Below are 23,612 nucleotides of genomic sequence, written 5' to 3'. Positions count from 1 at the left end.
AACTAAAACAGGATTACTCATGTCCTTTGCTTCCCTCGGTCTCTCCGAGGCTTTAGTCCGTGCCATCGAAGATGCGGGCTATACCGAGCCTACTCCGGTGCAACAGCGGGCCATTCCCGCCGTGTTGCAAGGTCGCGACCTGATGGTTGCGGCACAGACAGGTACCGGTAAAACCGGCGGTTTCGCCCTTCCGATCCTGGAGCGGTTGTTCCCCAACGGTCACCCGGACAAATCCCAGCGTCATGGCCCGCGCCAACCGCGCGTTCTGGTCCTGACCCCGACCCGCGAACTCGCGGCCCAGGTACACGAGAGCTTCAAGATCTACGCCCGTGACCTGAAATTCGTCAGCGCCTGCATCTTCGGCGGCGTCGGCATGAACCCGCAAGTCCAGGCCATGTCCCGTGGGGTTGACGTCCTCGTCGCCTGCCCGGGTCGCCTGCTCGACCTCGCAGGCCAGGGCAGCGTCGATCTGTCCCACGTCGAAATCCTCGTCCTCGACGAAGCCGACCGCATGCTCGACATGGGCTTCGTCCACGACGTGAAGAAAGTCCTCGCGCGTCTGCCGGCCAAGCGTCAGAACCTGCTGTTCTCGGCGACATTCTCCAAAGACATCACCGATCTTGCCGGCAAGCTGCTGCACAACCCGGAACGTATCGAAGTGACGCCGCCGAACACCACGGTCGAGCGCATCGAACAACGCGTGTTCCGTCTGCCGGCCAGCCACAAGCGTGCCCTGCTGGCGCACCTGATCACCGCCGGCGCCTGGGAACAGGTACTGGTGTTCACCCGTACCAAACACGGCGCCAACCGTCTGGCCGAGTACCTGGACAAACACGGCCTGCCGGCTGTGGCGATCCACGGTAACAAGAGCCAGAACGCCCGCACCAAAGCCCTGGCCGACTTCAAGGCCGGTGAAGTGCGCATTCTGGTAGCGACCGACATCGCTGCTCGCGGTCTGGACATCGACCAGTTGCCACACGTGGTCAACTTCGAACTGCCGAACGTCGATGAAGACTACGTGCACCGTATCGGCCGTACTGGCCGTGCCGGTCGTTCGGGCGAGGCGATCTCGCTGGTGGCCCCGGACGAAGAAAAACTGCTGAAAAGCATCGAACGCATGACCAAGCAGAAAATCGCCGACGGCGACCTGATGGGCTTCGATGCCAGCACCATCGAGGCCGAGAAGCCTGAAGTGCGCGAGCGTCCGGACATGCGCAACCCGCGCAACGCCCGTGGCCCACGTGGCGATGGTCCGAATGGCGGCGGTGGTGGCGGCGGTCGCAAGGACAAAGGCAAAGACAAGGGCAAGGAAAAACCGGCCGGCGAACGCGGCGAGCGCCCTGCCCGTCAGCAGAAACCACGTGAAGGCACCCCGGCCCGCGAACAGCGTCCGAGCCAGCCACCACGTGCGGCGGCTGATCGTGCACCGGACGAGTTCCTCGACGACGATATCGATAACTTCGGTAACCGCGTGGATTACGTGCCGAAAGCCGCCCCTGCCGGTGGCCGTGGCCGTCGTCCGGGTGCGCCGGCACAAGGTGCAGGCGCTGGCGCCCCTCGTGGCGGGCAGCCGCAAGGTCGCCAGAACGGTCCGCGCAACAGCAACGGTTCGAGCACCGGCACCCCGCCGGCCAAACGCAACGGCCCGCGCAACGGCGCGCCGCGTGATGGCCAGGGCCGTCGTGACGAGTCCTCGTCGCGCAACCGCCGCCCGGCTCGCGACGATCAGCCTCGTACCGAGCCAGCCGTGCAGAACCCGCGCAGCAACGGGCCGAAGATCATGCACAAGGAATCGAAAGCCGACCGCTTCCCGACGCCTGAGCAGCTCGATCAACTGCCGACCCGTCCGCGCGGCGAGAAACCAGCACTGCTGACCCGCAATCGCTGAGTTATCGCTGCCATGAAAAATGCCCCGGCTCGCAAGAGCCGGGGCATTTTTTTATGCCGTCACGAATATCCCTGAATCACCGCATGTCCCCTGTGGGAGCGAGCCTGCTCGCGAAGGCGGCGGGTCAGTCAGTAATGATGTTGACTGAATGACCGCTTTCGCGAGCAGGCTCGCTCCCACAAGGGATGTGGCGGGCAATAAAAAACGCCCCCGGCCTTGCGACCGGGGGCGTTTTTGTATGGCGGCGAAAATTACTTCGCTTTCACACCTTCGAACGAGATGTACAGGTCGACCTTGTCGGACTGTGGACCCAGATCCATCATCTTGCCGAAATCAGAGCGCTTGATGCTGGTGGTGCCTTCAAAGCCGGCACGATAGCCGCCCCATGGATCCTTGCCTTCGCCCAGGAACACAGCCTTGACCACGATTGGCTTGGTCACGCCGTGCAGGGTCAGGTCGCCGGTCACGTCAGCAGTGTCTTTGCCCTCGGCGTTCTTGCCGGTGGATTTGACGCTGGTGGAGACGAACTTGGCGTCAGCGTATTTGCCCACGTCCAGGAAGTCTTTGCTGGAGATGTGCTTGTCGCGCTCGGCGTGGTTGGTGAACACGCTGGCGGTTTTCACGTTGAATTCGATTTTGCTGTCTTCAGGCTTGGCGGCGTCAAAGCTGAACTTGCCGTCGATGTCCTTGAAGGTACCGGTGATGTAGCTGTAGCCCAGGTGGCTGATCTTGAAGTCGACGAAAGCGTGCTGGCCTTCCTTGTCGACAGTGTAATCAGCAGCCATCACGTTCGCGGACAGTACGGCAGAACCGATTGCCAGAGCGGCCAGAGTCTTTTTCAACATGCTTTCTTTTCCTTTGAGTCGAGGTTGAATTTCAGGCTTTGCGACCGAGCATTCGCGTCAGGGTCGCATCACGATCGATAAAGTGGTGCTTCAATGCTGCCAACGCATGGAGACCGGAAAAAATTACCAGCGCCCACGCCAGCCAGAGATGAATCACCCCAGCGGTATCTGCCTGATCCGGTAGTCCGGAAACCAGTGCAGGAACTTCAAACAGGCCAAACACCGGGATCCCGACACCGTCTGCGGTGGAAATCAGGTAACCGGCAATCATCACGGCGAACAGCGCGAGGTACAGAAACCCGTGGCCGAATTTGGCGCCGATGCGGGTCATGCGGCTGTAGCTCTGCAGCGTTGGCGGCGGCGGGCTGACAAAGCGCCAGAGCACCCGCAACACCATCACGCCCAGCAACACCAGACCGATGCTCTTGTGCAGATCCGGCGCGTCTTTGCGCCAGCTGCTGTAGTAATCCAGCCCCACCATCCACAGACCCAACGCGAACAGTCCGAAGACCGCCAGCGCCACGCCCCAGTGCATGAAGATGCTGACCCAACCATAGCGAGAAGCAGAGTTACGTAGCTGCATTGCCCAAATCCTGTGAGAACTGCGAACCAAGACTAGCGAGTTATCTATCGAATTAAAGCGGAAAATTTTGCTTTGAAATATCGAGAAATGCGATCAAGAGTCTTGAACAGATGAGTTAAGGAAAGATTAAAGGGGATTCCTTGCTGGCTCTCGAGTGTTTTTTGGCCGGGAATGACAACGCCATCTGCGTCCTCTATCAGCCCATACAAAGTAGCTCAATCCACACAATGGGTTGTCCCGGCGCGATGCATTGCATAGGCTTGCGCGATTGTTTGCCCGCGCCTGACGCGAGCCGCCTCGAGGAGACTGTAAATGGGCCTGAATAACCAGTGGATGCAACGCGACCTCGCGGTGCTGTGGCATCCCTGCACCCAGATGAAAGACCACGAACAGCTGCCGCTGATCCCGATCAAACGCGGTGAAGGCGTCTGGCTCGAAGATTTCGAAGGCAAGCGCTACCTCGATGCCGTCAGCTCCTGGTGGGTCAACGTGTTCGGCCACGCCAATCCGCGGATCAACCAGCGCATCAAGGATCAGGTCGATCAGCTGGAACACGTGATCCTCGCCGGTTTCAGCCACCAGCCGGTGATCGAGCTGTCCGAGCGCCTGGTGAAGATGACGCCCGAAGGCCTGAACCGGGTGTTCTACGCCGATAACGGTTCGTCCTGCATCGAAGTCGCGCTGAAAATGAGCTTCCACTACTGGCTCAACCGCGGCCAGCCGAACAAGAAACGCTTCGTCACCCTGACCAACAGCTACCACGGTGAAACCATGGCGGCGATGGCGGTCGGTGACGTGCCGCTGTTCACCGAAACCTACAAAGCGCTGCTGATGGACACCATCAAGGTGCCAAGCCCGGATTGCTACCTGCGCCCGCAGGGCATGAGCTGGGAAGAACACTCACGCAACATGTTTGCGGCGATGGAACAGACGCTGGCCGAAAACCATGACAGCGTCGCGGCCGTGATCGTCGAGCCGTTGATTCAGGGCGCCGGCGGCATGCGCATGTACCACCCGGTGTACCTCAAGCTGCTGCGCGAAGCCTGCGACCGCTATGGCGTGCACCTGATCCTCGACGAAATCGCCGTCGGTTTCGGCCGCACCGGCACCATGTTTGCCTGTGAACAGGCCGGCATTCGCCCGGACTTCCTCTGCCTGTCCAAGGCCCTGACCGGCGGCTACCTGCCGCTGGCGGCGTGCCTGACCACCGACGAGGTCTACAGCGCGTTCTACGACGACTACCCGACCCTGCGCGCCTTCCTCCACTCGCACAGCTACACCGGCAACCCGCTGGCCTGTGCGGCGGCGCTGGCAACCCTGGATATCTTCGAGCAGGACAACGTCATCGAGAACAACCAGGCCCTGGCCCGGCGCATGGCCTCGGCCACTGCGCATCTGGTCGATCACCCGAACGTCTCGGAAGTACGCCAGACCGGGATGGTGCTGGCCATCGAGATGGTCAAGGATAAAGCCACGAAAGAGGCCTACCCTTGGCAGGAGCGACGTGGCCTGAAGGTGTTCCAGCATGCGCTGGAGCGCGGCGCGCTGCTGCGTCCGCTGGGTAGCGTGGTGTATTTCCTGCCGCCGTACGTGATCACCCCGGAGCAGATCGACTTCCTCGCCGAAGTCGCCAGCGAAGGCATCGACATCGCCACCCGTGACAGCGTCAGCGTGGCCGTGCCGAAGGATTTCCACCCGGGGTTCCGCGATCCGGGCTGATTGAAAATTTGTGGCGCCTGAACTGCCGCTTTCGCGAGCAGGCTCGCTCCCACAGGGAAATACATTCCAGGGTGGGAGCGAGCCTGCTCGCGAATGAAGTCGACACCGTTCCAACTGATTCACATCTTTCCAGAGACCCGAAATGAGACTGTCCCGCTTCTTTATCGACGCCCCCCTGAGCACCGGCGAACACGAACTGCCGGAAGCCCAGGCGCATTACATCAGCCGCGTGCTGCGCATGGCCGAGGGCGATGCGGTGCAGTTGTTCGACGGTTCCGGCCATGAGTTTCGCGGCTCGCTGGTGGAAGTCGGCAAAAAACGCGTCGTCGTGCAGATCGACGAGCAGTTAGCCGGTCAGATCGAATCGCCGTTGCAGATCCACCTCGGTCAGGGCCTGTCCCGGGGCGAGCGCATGGACTGGGCGATCCAGAAAGCCACCGAGCTGGGCGTGAGCGAAATCACCCCGATCTTCAGCGACCGCTGCGAAGTGCGGCTCAAGGACGAACGCGCCGACAAACGCCTGCTGCACTGGCGTCAGGTGGCGATCAGCGCCTGCGAACAATGCGGTCGCTCGCGGGTGCCGGTGATTCACCCGCCGCTGCTGCTGGCCGACTGGCTGAAGCAGACCCAGGCCGAATTGAAACTGGTGCTGCACCCGGTGGCCGAGCCGCTGGTGAGCCATGCCAAACCGGCGACACTGGCGTTCCTGATCGGGCCGGAGGGTGGCTTGTCGGATGCCGAGGTTGAGCAGGCTAGGGGTAATGGCTTCCATGCGGCCCGCCTTGGGCCGCGCGTGTTGCGAACCGAGACCGCGCCGGTGGTTGCACTGGCGGTAGCCCAGCAGTTGTGGGGTGACTTCTAGGGCCTCTTCGCGAGCAAGCCCGCTCCCACAGTAGTTCTTGGGTGTACACGGCATTTGTGTTCACTGCAAATCCACTGTGGGAGCGGGCTTGCTCGCGAAGGCGGTGTGTCATTCAACAAAGATGTTGGCTGACCTGACGCCATCGCGAGCAGGCTCACTCCTGCAAAGGGATGGCGGGGCGTTCAGAGGACATAAAACAGAATCGCCACAAAGTGCAGCAGACTCCCGGCGATCACAAACAGATGCCAGATCCCGTGCGCATGCCGCAACCGGTGATCGAGGGCAAAAAAGATGATCCCCACGGTGTACAACACCCCGCCCGACGCCAGCCAGGCAAACCCCGTCGTACCCAGCGCCGCGATCAACGGCTTGACCGCCACCAGCACGATCCAACCCATCACCGCATAGATCACGATCGACAGGATCCGCGCCTCCGAGCGTGGCTTGATCTCCTGCAAGATGCCGATCAGCGCCAGCCCCCAGACAATCCCGAACAGCGTCCAGCCCCACGGCCCGCGCAGGGTCACCAGACAAAACGGCGTGTAGCTGCCGGCGATCAACAGGTAAATCGAAAAGTGATCAACCTTCTGCATGATCGCTTTCTTGCGCCCGCGCACACTGTGGTACACGGTCGAGGCGCTGTAGAGCACCAGCAAGGTAAAGGCGTAGATCGCCACGCTGACAATTTTCCACGGACTGCCGTCGAGGCTGGCAATCACCAGCATCCACACGCCGCCGATAAACGCTGCCACTGCCCCGACCAAGTGCGTCCAGGCGTTGAGTTTTTCTCCGTGATACATGTGTCACTCACCTCGTTATTCGTCACCGCAGCGCGCAAGGCTCGGGCCTTGAGCGTAAAAGCGCAATGTTTCCATTCAACACGCCCTCTGTAGGAGCTGCCGAAGGCTGCGATCTTTGCTTTTCAAGATCAAAAGATCGCAGCCTTCGGCAGCTCCTACAAAGAGCGGCACATACCGGGCACAATCGACGCATTCTAAAAAGAGTCCGCGCCATGCTGATCGACGAAGAATTGACCCTGAAAAAACTCGAGGTGTTCCTCGCCTTCATGCGCACCGGCAATCTGGCGCGCGCCGCTGCCGAGTTGCAGACCAGCAATGTCAGCGTGCACCGGGCGATCCATTCGCTGGAAAGCGCCCTGCGCTGCCCGCTGTTCAAGCACGAGGGCCGCAACCTGACGCCGCTGGAAAGCGCCTACGTGCTCGAAGAGCGCGCGCAGAAGCTGATTCAGGACGTGGTCGAAAGCGTACGCCTGACCCGCGAGGCTGCCGGATTCTCCGCTGAACGCTTCAAACTCGGCTCGCTGTATTCGCTGACAGTGAAAACCGTACCGCAACTGATCATGGGCCTGAAGATCCGCCGCAGCGAACTCAACATCGACCTGATCCTCGGCTCGAACATCGACCTGCTGTACAAGCTGAAGAACATGGAAGTCGACGCGATCCTGGTGTCGCTGGACGACACGGTCAGCGATCCGGACTGCGAGCAGATCCCGCTGTTCTCCGACGACATTTTCCTCGCCACGCCGGCAGATTCAAGATTCGCCCAGCGTCAGGAGGTCGATCTGGCGGAAGTGCGCGACGAAACCTTCATCACCCTGACCCAAGGCTTCGCCACCCATCAGGACGGCATCCGGGTGTTCAAGCAGGCGGGGTTCGAGCCGAAGGTGGCGATGCAGGTCAACGACATCTTCACCCTGCTGAGCATGGTCAGCTCGGGGGTGGGTTATGCGTTGCTGCCGGGAAGGATTGCAGCGGTGTACGAGAACCGCGTGAAGCTCATTCCGTTGCAGGAGAAGTACCGCTTGCAGCAGCACATTGGCGTGGTGTTTCTCAAGGCCAAGGAGCGCGATCCGAATCTGCTGGCGTTGCTGGCGGAGTGTCGGATGTATGCCAATCGCCAGGCTGGGGTTTAGATCAAGATCAAGAGCTACCCCCTCACCCCAACCCTCTCCCCCAAGGGGTAGAGGGGGAAAGGGAGCAGATCTTCATGGGTTTCAAGACCTGAGTTCGCCTCAGGACTTTCAAGTCGGCGTACCTCCAATATCCAACTCGGTCGGTTCCCTCTCCCTCCGGGAGAGGGCTAGGGTGAGGGGCTTTTGATCTTTAACCCACAATCCCCCGAACAATGAAGAACAACAGCGATGGCCCCAGCAAACAGCCAAGCCCGGTGTGGAACGTCGCCGTCAACGCCCCATAAGGCACCAACCGCCGATCCGTCGCCGCCAGCCCCGCGGTCACCCCGCTCACCGTCCCGGCCAGACCACCGAACACCATCGCCGAACGTGGGTTATCCAGGCCCATCCAGCGCGCTGCGACCGGCGTGCCGACCATCACCAGAATCGCCTTGATCAATCCAGTGGCAATCGACAGCGCCATCACATCCGAGGTCGCGCCAATCGCCGCGCCGGTAACCGGGCCGACGATGTAGGTCACCGCGCCCGCGCCGATAGTGGTCATGCTCACCGCATCGCGATACCCGAAGGCCCAGGCCATGCACGCGCCGACAATGAACGGCAGGATCGTACCGAGCAGCAGCGCGATCACGCCGATCAACCCGGCCTTCTTCGCCTCGGTCGCCTGCACTTCGAACGCCGTGGCGACAATTGCGAAATCACGCAGCATCGCCCCGCCCATCAGGCCGATGCCGGAGAACAGCGTCAGATCCGCCAGGCCTTTCTGGCCGCCGGTCAGGGTGCCGCCGACCCAGGCCAGCACCAGACCGATGACGATGGCAATCGCCGAGCCGTGAATGCGCCCGAAGGTCAGGCGTTTCGAGAGAATCACCGAGACCCACATGATCACGCCGACGAAAGCGAACGCGGTGATCAGGCCGTTGTGTTCCAGACCGTTTTCAATGAGTGCCCACATGTCAGCGACCTCCTACCGGGGTGCCGACCGGAGTGACTTCCACCGGTTCGTCGGGCAACGGTTCGCCCTTGTGGGTGCGGCTGATCAAGGCAATCGTGCAGCCACAGACCACTACCGAACCGATCGCCGCGAGCACCGCCACCGGGCCGCCGTGCAGGGCGGTGACGACGTTCTGTTGCGCGGCCATCGCCACCACCACCGGAATGTACATCGCGCCCCAGAAGCCGACGCCCATTTCGCAATCCTTGGTCATGCCGCCGCGTTTCTGCATCCACAACCGCGCGCAGATCAGCAGGATCATGGCGATGCCGACCCCGCCGACGTTGGATTTGACGCCCAGCAACACGCCGAGCATGTCGCCCATGATCACCCCTGCCAGCGTACAGATCGCCAGCAGCGCCACACCGTAAATAATCATTGTTGTAGTCCTCAAAGTGCATCGTCGAATGTTGTTTTTGTTGTTCGAAGCCTGAGTCGCGGCGGTTTATGGTCGGCGGCCACCCTCCTCTCGCAACAGCGCCTGCAAGGTGTCCAGACGCGCACTGTCGAAGGCAGTGACCGTGCCCGATTCAAACACCCGGCGCGCCAGCCCGGTCAGCACCGCACCGGGTGGCAGTTCGATCTGTAGCCGCACGCCGCGCTCGTAGGCGCTTTGCACAGTGCCGCGCCAGTCCACCACGCGGCACATGTTGAAAGCGAGGTCGTCGCGCAGGGCATCAAGCTTGATCAGCGGACGCGCACGGCTGCCACTCAGGTAAGCGATTTTCGGGGTGTTCAGTTCAACGTTGGCGAAGGCTTCAGCGAGGGTTTGCGCCGGCGCGTCCAGCAACGGACAGTGTGACGGCACGCTCACCGCCAGGCGTTTGGCCAAACCGGCGCCACGACTGCGCGCCAGTTCGGCCACCGCTTGCATCGCCGCGTCGCTGCCGGCAATCACCACCTGGTTATCGGCGTTGATGTTGGCCAGGTACACCGGCGACTCCGCGCTGTGCACCTGCGCCAGCAGCGTTTCGACGGTGGAAAATTGCAGACCGATGATTGCGGTCATGCCAAAGCCCTGTGGATAAGCCTGCTGCATCAACTCGCCACGCAGGCTGACCAGATGCAGCGCGTCGCTGAAGCTCAAGGCCCCGGCGGCCACCGCTGCCGGGTACGCACCGATGGACAGGCCGGCGACGTAATCCGCCGTGAGTCCGTCCTTCAGCAATTGTCGTGAAGCAGCGACCCCGGCGATCAACAGGCACAGCTGAACCGCCCGGGTGCTGCGCAACGCATCAGCAGAATCGAGCAGCGCGACATCTTCACCGAGCACGTCGCTGGCCTCGATCAACGCTTCCCGAGGCAAACGCTGGAGCATGCCCGGTTGCTGCGCGCCCTGGCCGGGGAACACCAACAGGCTGCTCACGCTGCCTGCTCCTGCGGGTTCCACGGATCAGCGACCAGACAGGCTCGATGGGCGTTTTTCAGCAGCACCCGTGCAGATCCGCTGGCCCATTCGCGCAACGCCACGGCACCGAACGGCGTCTGCAATTGCATGTCGACCCGGCACACGGCTTGATCAAAAACCGCGACCAGTTTGCGTGCCTGATTACGCGTGATCAGTTGCGGTGTCCGCAGAATCAGATCGAGGTCACTGGCCGCGTGCATCGCGGTAAAACCACTGGCCAACTCAAACCCGACACTGCCGCTGACACCCCAGACCCAGCCGCAGTCATCGAGCATTGGCCGCAGTTGTTTGAGGGCCTGCATCACTGGCAGATCGCGCTCGCAATCGACATGACTAAGCGCTTCGGGGCTGACCCGACAGGCAATCGAATCGAGCGCCATAAACGCCGCCAGCCGCTGCTCACGCAACGCACCGCGAATGCCCACCGCGACCCAACCTTCCGCGCCCACCGCGCGCCGAACCACCACCGGTTGCCCGGCAGCCAGCGACTCGATTGCCCACTGCGGCGCATCCGCCGGTAGCTGCGCCGGGGTCATGCCCCAGAGCAGGTCGTGAGCCAGTGGCATGTTCACCACTGCGCCCTCAACAGTTCGCGCACGCGGCTGGAGGCTTGGCGATTTTTTGCGCCAAGACGATTGCTCAAGTCAGTGCTGGAGATATCGTCGATGGCCTGTTTCAGGCACTCGGTCACCCGCGCCAGATCCTCCGCCGTCGGCTGCTCGATCTGCTGCACCGAGAGGGTTTCCCAGAGCAAACCGAGGCTGGCGTAGCTGTCGATGTCATAGGCCATCGGCGGCACGCTGGCGGCCAGCGCTTCCAGTTCCTCGACACTGCGCAGCGTCACTCGCGCCGCCGAGGCCTTGCCCATCGCATGCACCATCACCCCCGGATCGCGCAGGGCAATCAAACGGTTGGCCTGATAACCCTGAGCGAGAAACGCCCCGGACATGGCCTTGCCCACCAGCAGCGCAATCACCGGATGCCCGGCCAAACGGGCGCGGGCATAACTGTCCGCCGCCCCGGCCAGGGCCTGATGAATACCGAGGGCTTCTTCGCGGCGACCGTAAGCCTGGCTCGGTACATCGACGATGGCGATGATCGGGCGCTTCTGCGCTTCGTCGCGATCTGCCGTGATCACGTCATCCACAGCCTTGGCCAGACCCCAGCCTTCGAGCAAGCCAACTTCACCGTTGCGAGCCCGTGGGAAACGGTTGTCCGGGTCAGCGACCACCGCGATAAACCGCCCAAGTTCGCCGTCGGCGACCTTCAACGATGGCGGCAAACCTTCGACCGCTTTCGCGCCAGCGCTCAGGGCGTTGAACCAGTTCAAACCGCGCACGGAATAACCACTCATGAGCGCTCTCCTTGATACAGATCGCGAACCACCGACGGTTCGATTTGCTTGGCGGTGTCCAAACGGTTCAGGCGTTGCAGAAACCAATCGGCGCGCTGACTGCGCGGCTGGGTTGGCAAGCCTTGTTGCAACAGATCACCGACTTGCTGACGGATCTGCGCCACATCATCGGCGACATAACGATCCACCAGACCACTGGCAAAACGTTGCTCGCCACCGGTCAGGCTCCAGATGAAGGGCCGGTCGCGGGAATCGTATTCTTCGATCCCGGCTTCCTGCTCAATCACCTGCGGGCCGTTGAGGCCGAGGCGTGCTTCCTGGGTCACCAGCAAATAGCTGCACAGCGCGGCGGCAATCGACATGCCGCCGAAACAGCCGACGCTGCCCGCGACCACACCGACCACCGGTTGGTACTGCTGCAAATCGACAATCGCCGCATGAATATCGGCAATCGCCGCCAGCCCGAGGTTGGCTTCCTGCAAACGCACGCCACCGGTTTCCAGCAGCAACACAGCGCGGGTCGGGATGCCTTTGCGGTTGTCTTCGGCGGCCAGTTCCAGCGCGCCGGCAATCTTAGCCCCGCCGACTTCGCCGAGGCTGCCGCCCTGAAATGCGCCTTCAATTGCGGCGATCATTACCGGCAAACCATCGAGGCTGCCCTTGGCGAGCACCACGCCGTCATCGGCTTGCGGCACCACGCCCTGGCGTTCGAGCCATGGCGACATGACCCGTTGAAACGGGTCGAGCAATTCGCGGAAGGTCCCGGCGTCGAGCAAGGCTTTCGCCCGTTGCCGTGCGCCGAGTTCGACGAAGCTGTGTTTGTTGAGCAACGCTGCGCTGTCAGTCATGGCCGAGCTCCTCGAAACCTTGTTCCAGACGCAGACGCACCACACCCGGCGTGGCGCCGAAATCGTGAATATCGATGGCCATCGCCGGTGGCGTGGAGCCGTCGAACATCCGCGCGAACAGATGCTGCCAGCGCTGCTGCGCACCGTTGACCGAGGTCTGCACATTGATCGTCAGTTTGCCGGCCAGCCCCGGTTCGATCAGCACTTCCAGATCGCCCGAGCCGACACAACCGACCAGCGCGCGCCCGCGCGGCGGCTGCCCGGCGGGGAATTCAAAGGATAAGGTTTCCATCAAAACGCTCCCTGAAGGATGCCGTCGCGCTCGATACGATCGAGCAACAGCGTGGCGGCGAGCAAGTCGGCGGCGCCACCGGGCGAGGCATTCAATGCGATGAGTTGTTGATCCAGTTCGTGCAGGCGCCGACGCCCGGTGAGGCTGGCGCTGCCGCCAGCGTCGAGCACCGCTTGCGCACCTTGTTGCATGGCCTGCAAACCCTCTTCGCCCGCGCGGTAGAGCACGCAGGTGTCGGCCAGATCGGTCATGATCGCCAGCAGCGCATCGAGCCGGGCGTTCTGTTCGCCGTGGCCGTTGGCGCGGCTGCGCTGGAGTTGCGGCAGGCCACGTTGCAGCACGGACGGAAAGCCGAGTTGCGCTTCTTCGCGGGCACCGCGTGCGCCGTAGCGCAGGGCGACTTGCGCGCCGTGGCTGAGTGGGCGCGGTGCGTGGCGGTCATCGATTAAAGCCAATCGCGCAGCGCGTACGGCGACGGCACTGGCGCCGCTGGATTTAGGTTCCAGTGCCGCGGCGGTGATCAACAACCCCAAGGCCCAGATCGCCCCGCGATGAGTGTTCACGCCGTTGGTGGTCGTGAGCATGGCTTGCTCGCCTTCACGACCGATCCGACCAATCGCTTCGCGCAACGTTGAACCGACTTCGCCGATGTCCACCGCCGCTTCAGCCATTTCCTTGAACGCCGGCCACAACGACAACGCCGAAGCGTGCATCAGGCCCAAGTGCAAATCGGTGTGCGCGCCATTGCCACGCCGGTCGACCAGCGCCGGTTTTGGCGACAGATCGGCTTCGTCGATCAGCGCATCCACCGCCAGATCGGCCAATCGATCAGCCAAGGACAGCGGTTTCGCTTGCAGGTTAAGTGCGTGCATTACCAGCTCCTGAACTTGGCGGGCGGGTTGTAGAGGCCGCCGGACCACTCGACCAGATCGGCCACGCTTTTCGCCGCCAGCAGTTCGCGGGTGGCGTCGGTGCGGCGGATGCCGAGGTCTTCGGGCAAGGCAATCAGGCCTTCGCGGCGCATGCGTTCGGTGTCTTTCGGGTTGTGGCGCAGACCGATGGCAGTCACGCCCGCGACGGCAGCGATCATCGCCTGGCGCTCTTCCAGCGAGCGCGCCTTGTACAGGTAGGCGATGCCTTCTTCGGTGAGCAGGTGGGTGACGTCGTCGCCGTAGATCATGATCGGCGCCAGCGGCATGCCGCTTTTCTTCGCCACTTCCACCGCGTCGAGGGTTTCGACGAAGGTCGGTTTGCCACCCTCCTGGAAGGTCTCGACCATTTGCACCACGAGTTTCTTGCCGCGTTCGAGCATCGGTTGTTGTGACTCGTCGTGGCGCATGTCGAGCCACGCCGGAGTGCCGTGACGCCGACCACGCGGGTCGTGGCCCATGTTCGGCGCACCGCCGAAACCGGCGAGGCGACCACGGGTCACGGTCGAGGAGTGGCCATCACCATCGACCTGCAACGTCGCGCCGATAAACAGATCCACCGCGTACTGCCCCGCGAGTTGGCAGAACATCCGGTTGGAGCGCAGCGAGCCGTCGCGCCCGGTGAAGAACACGTCCGGGCGTGCGGCGATGTAGTTTTCCATGCCCAGTTCAGTACCGAAGCAATGCACGCTCTCGACCCAGCCGCTCTCGATCGCCGGGATCAGCGTCGGGTGCGGATTGAGCGTCCAGTTGCGGCAGATCTTGCCCTTGAGGCCAAGCGATTCGCCGTAGGTCGGCAGAATCAATTCGATCGCGGCGGTGTTGAAACCGATGCCGTGGTTGAGCGACTGCACGTTGTGTTTTTCGTAGATCCCACGGATCGCCATCATCGCCATCAACACGTGCACCGGTTTGATGTGCCGTGGGTCGCGGGTGAACAGCGGCTCGATGTAGAACGGCTTGTCGGCCACCACCACGAAATCCACCCACGAGGCCGGGATGTCGACGCGCGGCAGTTCGCTGACGTCGTCGACCAATTGGTTGACCTGGACAATGACGATGCCGTCGCTGAACGCGGCCGGTTCGATCAGTGCCGGGGTGTCTTCGGTGCTGGGGCCGGTGTAGATATTGCCGGCGCGGTCGGCCATGAACCCGGCCGAGAGCACGACGTTGGGGATCAGGTCCACCACCAGCCGGGCGTAGAGTTCGATGTAGGTATGAATCGCGCCGATTTCCAGCAGGCCGTCTTCGAGCAACTGGCTGATGCGCAGGCTCTGGGTGCCGGCGAAGGAGAAATCGAGCTTGCGGGCGATGCCGCGTTCGAACAGATCAAGGTGCTCGGAGCGACCGACGCTGGGCATGATCATGTACAGATCATGCAGCTTGGCCGGATCGGCTTTAGCCAGCGAACGGGAAAGGAAATCCGCCTGCTTCTGGTTGTTGCCCTCCAGCACCACCCGGTCGCCGGGATGGATCAACGCTTCAAGCGCCGCGACGATCTTGTCGCTGGGCAACACCACACCATCGGCCAGCCCGCGCACCTTGTCGAGACGCCGCTGCTTCTCGTCACGCCGCCGCGTCCAGCGCGAGTCGGGGGAAATTGTTGTTGTCATGCTCACTCCACGGGGTTCGCTGTCGTGGAGCCAAGGTAGGCGTGTGAGCGGGGCGCATCAATCAAGCGCGGTGGTGAATCATTACGGTCAGCGTAATGGTTGAGCAATGGGGGAGCTCAAGCACGAGATAGCAAACCCTCAGGACTAAAAGCAGCGGTTTTAATTGCCAAACACATTAACGAACTGTCAGTTCTTACAGGTTCAGCATTAGACGATTACTGCTAAAAAGGACTCACGCCCCTGTTGGGTTCTCATCCAAAAGTTACTCGTCATAAATTCGAATGACGAAGGGAGATTGAAATGGCCGACATCAAGGATCCCAAAAACACAATTGTCATGGAGACAACTCAAGGCAAAGTCTGGATTGAGCTTTTCCCCGATCTTGCGCCCAATCATGTTGAACGCATCAAGAAACTGACGCAGGAACACTATTATGATGGTTGCAATTTCCATCGAGTCATTGGTGGTTTCATGGCTCAGACTGGATACCGTAGCGACAAACACTTCGGGAGCGGCTACGGTTTTCTCAAGTCCGAATTTTCGAAAAGTAAACACCTTCGGGGCACTTGCTCGATGTCTAGGAAATCCGACCCTGACTCGGCGGATTGTCAATTTTTCATTTGTTTTGAGGACTCTCCTGTTTCGGACGGGCAGTACACGGTTTGGGGAAAGGTCATCGAAGGAATGGAGAATATCGACCGGCTCGAGCGTGGCGATCCTGTGAGAAATCCTGACAAGATCATATCGATGAAGATTGTCGAAGACCCTGTCGTAACTCCAGGTCGGAATCAAGACGAAGATATCGATCCAGAAACGAAGTTGATCAAGCAACAAACCGTGCAACAGTCCTCCACTTCTGTCTTAGGGCCAACCAAACAATTACCAGTAGATGTTCTGAAATAGCTTCAATAAAAAGCCTGTAGGAGCTGTCGAGTGCAACGAGGCTGCGATCTTTTGATCTTCAGGATCAAGATCAAAGGATCGCAGCGTGCCGCAGCTCCTACAGAGGAACGCATTCCAAATGTGGGAGCGAGCCTGCTCGCGAAGGGGCCGGTGAGATCACCACATCACTCAGTCAGTCGGCACCAGCCTGTCCAATACGCGATTGACTGCCATTTCCGCCACCATCACCACCTGAGCAATACCCTGCAACGTCTTGCGGTGCGTGCCTTCAACCAGCGCCGCATGGTTGTTGAGCATGACCGTGGCCGAGCCGAGGGATTCGCTGGCGTCGGCCAGCAGGGATTCGCTGTCGGCGTCGGGGTTGGCCATGTACAGCGTGTTGGGGGTGTAGGGCGTGGCCATGAGGTCGGGTTTTGGCGGGCCGAGGTAATGGTCGAGGGCGCGTTCAGCGGCTTCGTGAAATTTCTTTGATTCGGGGGCTTCGTAGGGGGATGCCGCATCTGTTGGCGGCGGACTTGGTGTTGGTTTAATCATTTTCAGGTTCCGAAATAAAGCTGGAACCGCTTCTCTGCTAAAAGAAGGGGTGGCAGCTGAACGCAGGTTAGCAGACCGGGGAACCTAAGGAAGCCGGCGCGCCGAAGCGCCCTGCGCACAGCCGCCATCGAATGCAGGCACTGAGCCTGACGATGATGTATGTGCACCCTTAGATTAACCACGAGCTGCTAAACCCGATCACTGGGAATCAGTGACGGGATCAAGTTACGCAGCCTGCCCAAGGCGCACAAGCCGGCGGATTCTGGTGCATGCGTAGGCAGCGGCGCAAGGATTTGTAGGCGGATTAGGCGTAACACTGAGTGTCTTTAAACAGCTGTGCTGAATGGTGTTTATTGCGCTGTAGAAATTGAGGGCTTGTCTGTCGGATCAGAGTGAAGCGACTGGCGCCTTCGCGAGCAAGCTCGCTCCCACAGGGGATCTGTGTCGTGTCCAAAATCTGTGTTCACTGAAGTTCCAATGTGGGAGCGAGCTTGCTCGCGAAGAGGCCAGCAAGATCACCGCAAATTCTGGATCAGTGGACCAGCCCCGCCTCCACCAACAACTGCTCCAACCCCAACAAATCCGGCACCTTCGCCACCTGTTCCCCGACCTGCACCGCTGCCTGCTCCAGCGCACACAACGGCACATCGACATAACTCAACTGACTGTCGAGCTTGTACGAACGCGGGATCCCCTGCACCAGCAGCGCAATGAATTTCAGCTGTGGCAAGCCGCCGAGGGCGTTGAGGATGACGATCCGCGCGCGTTCGCCGATGACGATTTTCTGCCCGCAGGCCGACTCGAAACTCAGCAGCGGAATCTGCCGTTCACGCCAGCTCACCCGCCCCAGATACCACGGCGGGGTGTCGAGGTCGAAGGCGCTGGCCTGGTAGTCGATCAGTTCGGCGACGGCGACGTTGGGCAGGATCAGGTTGCGGTCGGCCAATGGCAGCAGCAGGCCGGTGAGTTGGCTGGTGCGCGCGTTGTGGCGGCGCTCATGCATGTTTCTTGCTCCAGTGGGCAATGCTTTCGAGCAGCACCGATTCCTGATACGGCTTGCCGAGGTAGTCGTTGACGCCGATGGCCATCGCGCGGTCGCGGTGTTTCTGCCCGGTGCGCGAGGTGATCATGATGATCGGCAGGTGTTGCAGGCGCTCGTCATTGCGTACCTGGGTGGCGACTTCGAAGCCGTCCATGCGCGGCATTTCGATGTCGAGCAGCATCAGGTCGGGCATGTGTTCTTCGAGCAGCAACATGGCGTCGACGCCGTCCTTGGCGGTCAGCACGTTCATGCCGTGGCGTTCGAGCAAACGGCTGGTGACCTTGCGCACGGTCACCGAGTCGTCGACCACCAGTACCAGCAACGGCTTCTGCGGTTCACTGTCGATCTCCGCATGGGCCGGACGCTGCGCAACCCGCGCCTGCATCGCGCGGATCGGTGCGAGCAAATCAAGAATCAGCACCACCCGGCCATCGCCGAGAATCGTCGCCCCGGACACGCCCTGCACTGCCGCGAACTGCGGGCCGAGGCTCTTGACCACGATCTCGCGGGTGCCAGCCATCGCATCGACCTGCACCGCGATGTGCCGGTCATTGCACTGCACCAGCAGCACCGGCAACGGCAGGCTCTGGCCGAGCAGTTTCGGCCGCGGCGCGGTTTTCAGCAGCTCGCCCAGATAGCACAGTTCGTAACGCTGGCCGGCGTAGTGGTAGCTCGGCGGATCGTTGCGGTAGTGCCCTTCCAGATCATTCGGCAACACGCGGACGATGCCTTCGATGGTGTTCAGCGGAATCGCGTATTGATCCTCGCCGCACTGCACCATCAGCGCACGATTGACCGACACGGTGAACGGCAGACGAATGCGGAAGTGCACGCCCTGCCCCGGCACCGAATCGATGCTCATGGTGCCGCCGAGCTGGCGGACTTCCTCATGAACCACGTCCATGCCAACGCCGCGCCCGGAAATCTGGGTGATCTTTTCCGCCGTGGAGAAGCCCGGCTGCAGGATGAACTGCAGCACGTCGCGGTCGCTGATTTCGGCGTCCGGTGCCAGCAGGCCGCGCTTGATCGCCTTGCGCCGCACCGCTTCCAGCGGCACCCCGGCACCATCGTCACGAATATCGAAAACGATGTCGCCGCCCTCGCGGGTCAGGTCCAGGGTAATCGTGCCCTGCGCCGGTTTGCCCGCCGCCAGCCGCACTTCGGCCGACTCCAGACCATGGTCGACGGCGTTGCGCAGCATGTGCTCCAGCGGCGCGGCCATGCGCTCCAGCACGTTGCGATCCATCTCGCCTTCGGCGTTGCCGATGATGAACGCGACGTCTTTGTTCAGCTCTTCGGCAACCTGACGCACGATGCGTTTCAGGCGCGGCAGCATGCGTTCGAACGGCACCATGCGCGTACGCATCAGGCCTTCCTGCAACTCGGTGTTGATCCGCCCCTGTTGCTGCAACAGGTTCTCGGCGTCGTGGTTGCGGCGGTCGAGGGTTTCCTTGAGATCGAGCAAGTCGGAGGCAGATTCGAACAGCGCCCGCGACAGCTGCTGCAACTGCGAATGACGGTCCATTTCCAGAGGATCGAATTCTTCGTAGCCGAGGCGTTCGGCATCGACTTGCTGACGGCTGAGAATCCGCCCCTGGGTTTCGGTGTCGAGCCGGCGAAGCTGATCGCGCATGCGCTCGATGGTGGTTTCCATCTCGTTCAGCGCGGTTTGCGCATCGCTGACTTGCTGCTCGATACGCCCACGGAAAATCGAGGTTTCCCCAGCCAGGTTGACCAGCTCATCGAGCAGTTCGGCGGAGACCTTGACCATGTCCGCGCCGGCATCAGCGGCGGGTGCCGCAGGCTCGGTCTTGGTTGGAATCGGCAGCAGCGGCGGCGTGTCAGGGGTCGCCGGGTGGCTGAAATTCTGGATCGCATTGATCAGCCGATCCGCCGGTGGGCATGGCTGCCCGGCACGCACGCCATCAAGCATTTGCGCCAGCCGGTCATGCCCGCGCTGCACCAGCGCGAACAGTTCGGCGGACGGTTGCAGCACGCCGGTGGCGAGGCTTTCGTAAAGGTATTCGAGCTCATGGGCGAGGTCGCCGATCGGGCCGATCTCGACCATCCGCGCGCCGCCCTTGAGGGTGTGCAGATCGCGCAGCAGGGTTTCCACTTCCTGCCGATTGCCGGGTTCGGCCTGCCAGCGCAGCAGCGCCGCGCCGGAGCTTTCAATGATGTCGAAACCTTCTTCGAGGAAGATTTCCAGCAGCTCCGGATCATGCGCCGCGCTGTCGTGTTCAGCCGTCGGCTGCGCCGTTTCGGGACTGCCGGCCTGGCCCTGGCGGAACTGGCGGATCGCTTCGATCAGGTCTTGCGCCGGGGTCAGCGCCTGATGGTTCTGCAACTGTTCGAGCAACTGCGCCAAGCGGTCGTGACTTTTGTGCAGCAAGCGCCCGAGCAGCTCGCTGTAACTGTGGCGACGATCCACCAGACCTTCATAAAGACTTTCCAGCTCATGGGCCAGATCGCCGATGGCGTCAACTTCGGCCATCCGCGCGCCGCCCTTGAGGGTATGCAAATCGCGCTGCAACGACGACAGCGGCGCAGCGTTGTCCGGGTCGCTCACCCAACGCTGCAAGGCCTGACCGGCACTGTCGAGAATATCCACCGCTTCTTCGAGGAAGATTTCAACGATCTCGTCGTCGGGTGCGGTCTCGGCATGGGTGTGGGCGAGTTCGGCGGTCGCGGCGCCCAGTTCGCTGATGCTCAAGGTGCGGCTGCCGTCGCTGCGAATCAGCCCCATCGCCGTCGGATCGAGGCTTTCATCGAGCAGTTCGTGCAGGGCGCGGACGCGCTGCGGCTGTGGGGTGATTTCCTGGCCTGCAGCCAGTTCGTCGAGCATGTTGATCAACGCTTCGTGGGCGTTCTGCGCCTCCTGGAAAAACCTGTCGCTGACCGCCAGGCTGCTTTCTTCGACGGCGCCATAGAGGTCGAGCAAGGCTTCGCACAACACGTCCACCGGCAGCAGATCGGCGAGGTGCGCGCCTTCGCCAAGGGTGGTCAGTTCGTCCAGCAGCGCGCTGAGTTCCTGACGTTCGCCGGGGTGTTGTTGCCAACGCTGCAACAGGCTTTCGGCGTCGAGCAGGATGTCCATGCCCTGGGCGAGGAAGTTGTTGATCAGTTGCGCATCGCGCTTGATCCGCAGACCGGTGTTCGGCGCGTTGAGGATCGCTTCCAGGCGCTCGGCCAGCAGCGCTTCGGTGCGTTTGATCAGCGACTGTGCGCCGACAATCGGCGCCAGCGGATCGTGCTTGAGCTGGCGCAAACCGACGCGGAACAGGCCTTCGGCTTCGAGGAGCAACTCCACTTCATCGAGATCCAGCGGCATCTGGTGCGCCTTGAACTCGCGCGCCAGCTTATCCAGCGGCGCCGCCAGTTCGGCAATCGGCAACACGCCGGCCATCGAGGCACTGCCCTTGAGCGTGTGCAAGGCGCGCTGCAATTCGTCGCTGGCCGGCAGCGGCACATGCTCGGCAGCCTGATCGAGGAAGCGGTTGAGGCTGGCGAGGTGGGTCTCGGCTTCGTTGCGAAAGATCTCCAGCAACAGCGGGTCGAGGGCCGCCACGTCGTCGACGTCTTCGGCTGCCAGCGGCTCGACACCTTTGGCCAGCGCATGCGCACGGGCCGCCAGTTGATCGACATCGCTGCGCTGGCGCTGGCGGTGCGTGGCGAATTCGCTGATCAGCTCCGGCAGCAGCAACACTGTGTCGGTGAGCAACTGCTGTACCTGCGCGCCAGGCTCGACACTGTGCTCCAGCACGCGGTTGAGCAGGTTTTCCACGGCCCACGCCAGCTCGCCAAGGATCAATGCGCGAACCATGCGCCCGCTGCCCTTCAAGGTATGAAAGGCCCGACGCAATTCAGTCAGTGCGGCGCGGTCATGGGTGTCGGCCGACCAGCGCGGCAGGTATTCGTGCAGAACCTCAAGTACCTCGTCGGTCTCTTCGAGGAACACTTCGCGCAGTTCATCGTCCACCGGTTCTTCATCGGCGGGCGGCGGCATCAGGTTGCCGGGGGTGATCAAGGCCGGCGGGTTGACCGCCGACACCGGGCTGGCCAGCACCTCGGCCAGCGACTTCACGGTCTCGGGGTCATCCAGTGCCTGCTGGTCCTGCATCACCAGCGCTTCGCTGGGGCTGAGTACATCGTCGAGCAGCGGCACGTGCTGCTCATGTGGAAAGAACCCCAGGCTGGCGAGGCTTTTCTGTGCAACATCCAGCAGTTGTTCATTCGGCGCTTGCGGGTCGTCGCTCAGGCGCTCGAGGTAATACTCGAGGCTGGTGATGACGTCGGCCAGATTATCCAGTTGCTGCCAGCCTGGCTGGTGCGGATCCAGCAGCAGGTGTTCGCGAATAAAGCTGTTGCAGGCCTCGACCAGACTCGCCGCGCGGCTCAGCGGAATCATCGCCAGCGCGCCGCGCACCTGGGTCAGCAGTTCCGGCAGCGGTTGCAGTTGCTGGCGATCCCAGTCGGCGTCGATGTAGTCGACGATCATGTCCTTGGCCTGTTGCAGGCAGATGCGTGCTTCCTTGATCACGATCTGATGGATCTGCGTCAGATCAGTGGTCGGCAGGCGCGCGTCTTCGGGGCTTTCCGGCTCTACGGTGCCGACCATTCCGGCGAGGTTGGCTTCGACGTAGAGCAGCGCGCCGGCCACGTCCATCAGGGTCGCGTCGTTCGGTTCGCGCTGGCCCTGAACGAGGCCGAGTACCACCGCCAGTTGATCGATGATGACCTTGCGCGGTTGGCCGAAACCGAGCACCGCGAGGGTGTCGGCGATCTGCCGCAGCGGCGCCAGCAGACTCTCCAGATCGGAGGTGTGCTGACGGTCGCTGCGCACGAACAGGTCGAGGCGCTCCTTGACCCGCACCAGTTCTTCGCACAATGCCGCCAGCACCGAGCGCATCGCATCGCGGTCGGGACCGGCCAGACGCGCGCGTTCTTCGTCGACCATCGCGCTGTCGGGCAACGCGTCGTCCAGGGAGTAGCGATCTTTCATGGTCAGCATCTGCCCGGTGGGATGTTCGGCTTTGGCAATATAGAACAGCAGGCTTTTCAGCAGCTCCGGCGGGGGCGGCTGGTTGAGGCCGCGCATGCCCTGTTCGAGCAGGCGCTTGAGTTCCTTGTCGGCGTCCTTGAACAGGCTGCGCAACGCCGGACTGTTGGCGATGGCGCCTTCGCGCATGCCTTCGACCAGGGCTGAAGCGACCTGCCACAGCGGACTCAACGGCGCGTCAAAGCTCAGCGCTTCGAGGCGCTGGAAGACTTTCGCCAGGTATTCGAGGTGGGTCTGGTCATCCTGCTCGCGCAGCAAACCGACCAGCGCCATTTGCAGCATCTGGCGCAATTTGCGCAGCACATTGGGCAGGTCGGGAGGCTCCAGCGCGGCCAAGGCTTGTGCGCTCAACGGCGGCAAGTCCGGCAAGGGCGGGCTGAACAGGCTGGTTTCCGAGAGCAGGCTGTCGCCGCGCGCACTGCGCAGATCGTTGATCAGCGGCAGCACCACCAGCGGCAGGTCGCGGCGGGCGCTCTGCACGCGATCGAGGTAGATCGGCAATTGCCCGAGGGCTTGCAGCAGCAGGTGCAGGGCTTCGTCACGGTGGCTGACGCGCTCCTGCTGCAAGGCTTCGACCAGATGTTCCATCTCTTCGGCGAGCAAAGCGGCGCCGTAGAACTCGACCATCTGCAGGCTGCCGTGCACCTGATGAATATACGTCAGACACTCGTCCAGCCCCGGTGAGGCCTGCGGGTCATCGAGCACGGCTTCAATCGCCTGATGCGCCTGCCTCAGCGTTTCGGCAATTTCACCCTTGACCCATTCGAGGGCCACGTAGTCGTGCCGGTCACCCATAACCACTCCAC

20 protein-coding genes are annotated in these 23,612 nt (G+C 62.0%); 5 read left to right on the top strand and 15 right to left on the bottom strand.

Translation table 11 applies throughout. The annotated features are described in order from the left end of the window. The first annotated feature begins 19 nt into the window (after positions 1-19). Positions 20-1,888, top strand: coding sequence for a DEAD/DEAH box helicase (locus tag M0814_RS12280; RefSeq protein WP_003229051.1), 1,869 nt, complete (start codon positions 20-22; stop codon positions 1,886-1,888). A gap of 251 nt (positions 1,889-2,139) precedes the next feature. On the opposite strand, the gene M0814_RS12275 is transcribed toward M0814_RS12280, so the two are convergent. Together M0814_RS12275 and M0814_RS12270 are read right to left on the bottom strand one after the other, a co-directional pair. Continuing rightward, positions 2,140-2,733 (bottom strand): YceI family protein, encoded by a 594-nt coding sequence (locus M0814_RS12275; RefSeq protein WP_027610605.1) that lies wholly within the window; start codon positions 2,731-2,733, stop codon positions 2,140-2,142. Between the two features lie 31 nt (positions 2,734-2,764). Then, positions 2,765-3,316, bottom strand: a complete 552-nt coding sequence (locus M0814_RS12270) for a cytochrome b (protein WP_103485193.1) — start codon at positions 3,314-3,316, stop codon at positions 2,765-2,767. A 312-nt stretch (positions 3,317-3,628) separates the two neighbouring features. Here M0814_RS12270 and M0814_RS12265 point away from each other — a divergent pair, with 312 nt between their 5' ends. Further along, positions 3,629-5,035 (top strand): adenosylmethionine--8-amino-7-oxononanoate transaminase, encoded by a 1,407-nt coding sequence (locus M0814_RS12265; protein WP_003229058.1) that lies wholly within the window; start codon positions 3,629-3,631, stop codon positions 5,033-5,035. A 142-nt stretch (positions 5,036-5,177) separates the two neighbouring features. Beyond that, positions 5,178-5,897, top strand: coding sequence for a 16S rRNA (uracil(1498)-N(3))-methyltransferase (locus M0814_RS12260; RefSeq protein WP_103485192.1), 720 nt, complete (start codon positions 5,178-5,180; stop codon positions 5,895-5,897). Between the two features lie 182 nt (positions 5,898-6,079). On the opposite strand, the gene M0814_RS12255 is transcribed toward M0814_RS12260, so the two are convergent. After that, entirely contained in the window at positions 6,080-6,697 is a 618-nt protein-coding gene (locus M0814_RS12255; protein ID WP_003229061.1) for a hemolysin III family protein, read from the bottom strand. A 212-nt stretch (positions 6,698-6,909) separates the two neighbouring features. Between M0814_RS12255 and M0814_RS12250 the strand changes: the two genes are divergently transcribed. Beyond that, a complete protein-coding gene (locus M0814_RS12250; RefSeq protein WP_045122660.1) occupies positions 6,910-7,830 on the top strand; it encodes a LysR substrate-binding domain-containing protein in 921 nt (306 codons plus the stop codon). A 190-nt stretch (positions 7,831-8,020) separates the two neighbouring features. Here M0814_RS12250 and madM read toward each other — a convergent pair whose 3' ends face one another. The 9 genes from madM to mdcA all read right to left on the bottom strand — a co-directional run bounded on the left by madM (position 8,021) and on the right by mdcA (position 15,268). Beyond that, positions 8,021-8,785: a malonate transporter subunit MadM gene (madM, locus tag M0814_RS12245; RefSeq protein WP_103485191.1), complete on the bottom strand. Its 765-nt coding sequence runs from the start codon at positions 8,783-8,785 to the stop codon at positions 8,021-8,023. 1 nt (position 8,786) lies between these two features. Further along, positions 8,787-9,203 (bottom strand): malonate transporter subunit MadL, encoded by a 417-nt coding sequence (gene madL, locus M0814_RS12240; RefSeq protein ID WP_003229065.1) that lies wholly within the window; start codon positions 9,201-9,203, stop codon positions 8,787-8,789. 66 nt (positions 9,204-9,269) lie between these two features. Then, positions 9,270-10,190, bottom strand: a complete 921-nt coding sequence (gene mdcH, locus M0814_RS12235) for a malonate decarboxylase subunit epsilon (RefSeq protein WP_103485190.1) — start codon at positions 10,188-10,190, stop codon at positions 9,270-9,272. Beyond that, positions 10,187-10,807: a malonate decarboxylase holo-ACP synthase gene (locus M0814_RS12230; protein ID WP_103485189.1), complete on the bottom strand. Its 621-nt coding sequence runs from the start codon at positions 10,805-10,807 to the stop codon at positions 10,187-10,189. Before M0814_RS12230 ends, mdcH begins: the two co-directional genes overlap by 4 nt. Further along, entirely contained in the window at positions 10,801-11,586 is a 786-nt protein-coding gene (gene mdcE / locus M0814_RS12225; protein ID WP_103485188.1) for a biotin-independent malonate decarboxylase subunit gamma, read from the bottom strand. The genes M0814_RS12230 and mdcE overlap by 7 nt, the downstream gene beginning before the upstream one ends. After that, positions 11,583-12,434, bottom strand: a complete 852-nt coding sequence (locus M0814_RS12220) for a biotin-independent malonate decarboxylase subunit beta (RefSeq protein ID WP_103485187.1) — start codon at positions 12,432-12,434, stop codon at positions 11,583-11,585. Before M0814_RS12220 ends, mdcE begins: the two co-directional genes overlap by 4 nt. Then, complete coding sequence (locus M0814_RS12215; protein ID WP_103485186.1) at positions 12,427-12,726, bottom strand: malonate decarboxylase subunit delta; 300 nt, start codon at positions 12,724-12,726, stop codon at positions 12,427-12,429. The genes M0814_RS12220 and M0814_RS12215 overlap by 8 nt, the downstream gene beginning before the upstream one ends. Further along, on the bottom strand, positions 12,726-13,598 hold the full coding sequence (locus M0814_RS12210; RefSeq protein ID WP_103485185.1) for a triphosphoribosyl-dephospho-CoA synthase: 873 nt from the start codon (positions 13,596-13,598) through the stop codon (positions 12,726-12,728). Before M0814_RS12210 ends, M0814_RS12215 begins: the two co-directional genes overlap by 1 nt. Next, positions 13,598-15,268 carry a malonate decarboxylase subunit alpha gene (gene mdcA, locus M0814_RS12205; protein WP_103485184.1) on the bottom strand — a complete coding sequence of 557 codons (1,671 nt, stop codon included), beginning with the start codon at positions 15,266-15,268 and terminating at the stop codon, positions 13,598-13,600. Before mdcA ends, M0814_RS12210 begins: the two co-directional genes overlap by 1 nt. Positions 15,269-15,568: 300 nt before the next feature. On the opposite strand from mdcA, the gene M0814_RS12200 reads away from it, so the two are divergent. Beyond that, complete coding sequence (locus M0814_RS12200; protein WP_103485183.1) at positions 15,569-16,171, top strand: peptidylprolyl isomerase; 603 nt, start codon at positions 15,569-15,571, stop codon at positions 16,169-16,171. Positions 16,172-16,339: 168 nt separating this feature from the next. Here M0814_RS12200 and M0814_RS12195 read toward each other — a convergent pair whose 3' ends face one another. The 3 genes from M0814_RS12195 to M0814_RS12185 form a co-directional block, all read right to left on the bottom strand. Then, a complete protein-coding gene (locus M0814_RS12195; RefSeq protein WP_103485182.1) occupies positions 16,340-16,705 on the bottom strand; it encodes a hypothetical protein in 366 nt (121 codons plus the stop codon). A 532-nt stretch (positions 16,706-17,237) separates the two neighbouring features. After that, a complete protein-coding gene (locus M0814_RS12190; RefSeq protein WP_027610587.1) occupies positions 17,238-17,708 on the bottom strand; it encodes a chemotaxis protein CheW in 471 nt (156 codons plus the stop codon). After that, a complete protein-coding gene (locus tag M0814_RS12185) occupies positions 17,701-23,601 on the bottom strand; it encodes an Hpt domain-containing protein (RefSeq protein ID WP_103485181.1) in 5,901 nt (1,966 codons plus the stop codon). Before M0814_RS12185 ends, M0814_RS12190 begins: the two co-directional genes overlap by 8 nt. Positions 23,602-23,612 lie beyond the last annotated feature (11 nt).

The sequence above is a fragment of the Pseudomonas sp. MWU12-2020 genome (assembly GCF_023100605.1).
Lineage (GTDB): Bacteria > Pseudomonadota > Gammaproteobacteria > Pseudomonadales > Pseudomonadaceae > Aquipseudomonas > Aquipseudomonas fluorescens_H.
The sequence above is the reverse complement of the archived record's forward strand: the minus strand, read 5'-3'. Positions and strand labels throughout refer to the sequence as shown.

Coding starts and splice junctions, on each gene's coding strand:
- M0814_RS12280 (WP_003229051.1), top strand. CDS start 20: ATGTCCTTTGCTTCCCTCGGTCTCTCCGAGGCTTTAGTCCGTGCCATC.
- M0814_RS12275 (WP_027610605.1), bottom strand. CDS start 2,733: ATGTTGAAAAAGACTCTGGCCGCTCTGGCAATCGGTTCTGCCGTACTG.
- M0814_RS12270 (WP_103485193.1), bottom strand. CDS start 3,316: ATGCAGCTACGTAACTCTGCTTCTCGCTATGGTTGGGTCAGCATCTTC.
- M0814_RS12265 (WP_003229058.1), top strand. CDS start 3,629: ATGGGCCTGAATAACCAGTGGATGCAACGCGACCTCGCGGTGCTGTGG.
- M0814_RS12260 (WP_103485192.1), top strand. CDS start 5,178: ATGAGACTGTCCCGCTTCTTTATCGACGCCCCCCTGAGCACCGGCGAA.
- M0814_RS12255 (WP_003229061.1), bottom strand. CDS start 6,697: ATGTATCACGGAGAAAAACTCAACGCCTGGACGCACTTGGTCGGGGCA.
- M0814_RS12250 (WP_045122660.1), top strand. CDS start 6,910: ATGCTGATCGACGAAGAATTGACCCTGAAAAAACTCGAGGTGTTCCTC.
- madM (WP_103485191.1), bottom strand. CDS start 8,785: ATGTGGGCACTCATTGAAAACGGTCTGGAACACAACGGCCTGATCACC.
- madL (WP_003229065.1), bottom strand. CDS start 9,203: ATGATTATTTACGGTGTGGCGCTGCTGGCGATCTGTACGCTGGCAGGG.
- mdcE (WP_103485188.1), bottom strand. CDS start 11,586: ATGAGTGGTTATTCCGTGCGCGGTTTGAACTGGTTCAACGCCCTGAGC.
- M0814_RS12220 (WP_103485187.1), bottom strand. CDS start 12,434: ATGACTGACAGCGCAGCGTTGCTCAACAAACACAGCTTCGTCGAACTC.
- M0814_RS12215 (WP_103485186.1), bottom strand. CDS start 12,726: ATGGAAACCTTATCCTTTGAATTCCCCGCCGGGCAGCCGCCGCGCGGG.
- M0814_RS12210 (WP_103485185.1), bottom strand. CDS start 13,598: ATGCACGCACTTAACCTGCAAGCGAAACCGCTGTCCTTGGCTGATCGA.
- mdcA (WP_103485184.1), bottom strand. CDS start 15,268: ATGACAACAACAATTTCCCCCGACTCGCGCTGGACGCGGCGGCGTGAC.
- M0814_RS12200 (WP_103485183.1), top strand. CDS start 15,569: ATGGCCGACATCAAGGATCCCAAAAACACAATTGTCATGGAGACAACT.
- M0814_RS12195 (WP_103485182.1), bottom strand. CDS start 16,705: ATGATTAAACCAACACCAAGTCCGCCGCCAACAGATGCGGCATCCCCC.
- M0814_RS12190 (WP_027610587.1), bottom strand. CDS start 17,708: ATGCATGAGCGCCGCCACAACGCGCGCACCAGCCAACTCACCGGCCTG.
- M0814_RS12185 (WP_103485181.1), bottom strand. CDS start 23,601: ATGGGTGACCGGCACGACTACGTGGCCCTCGAATGGGTCAAGGGTGAA.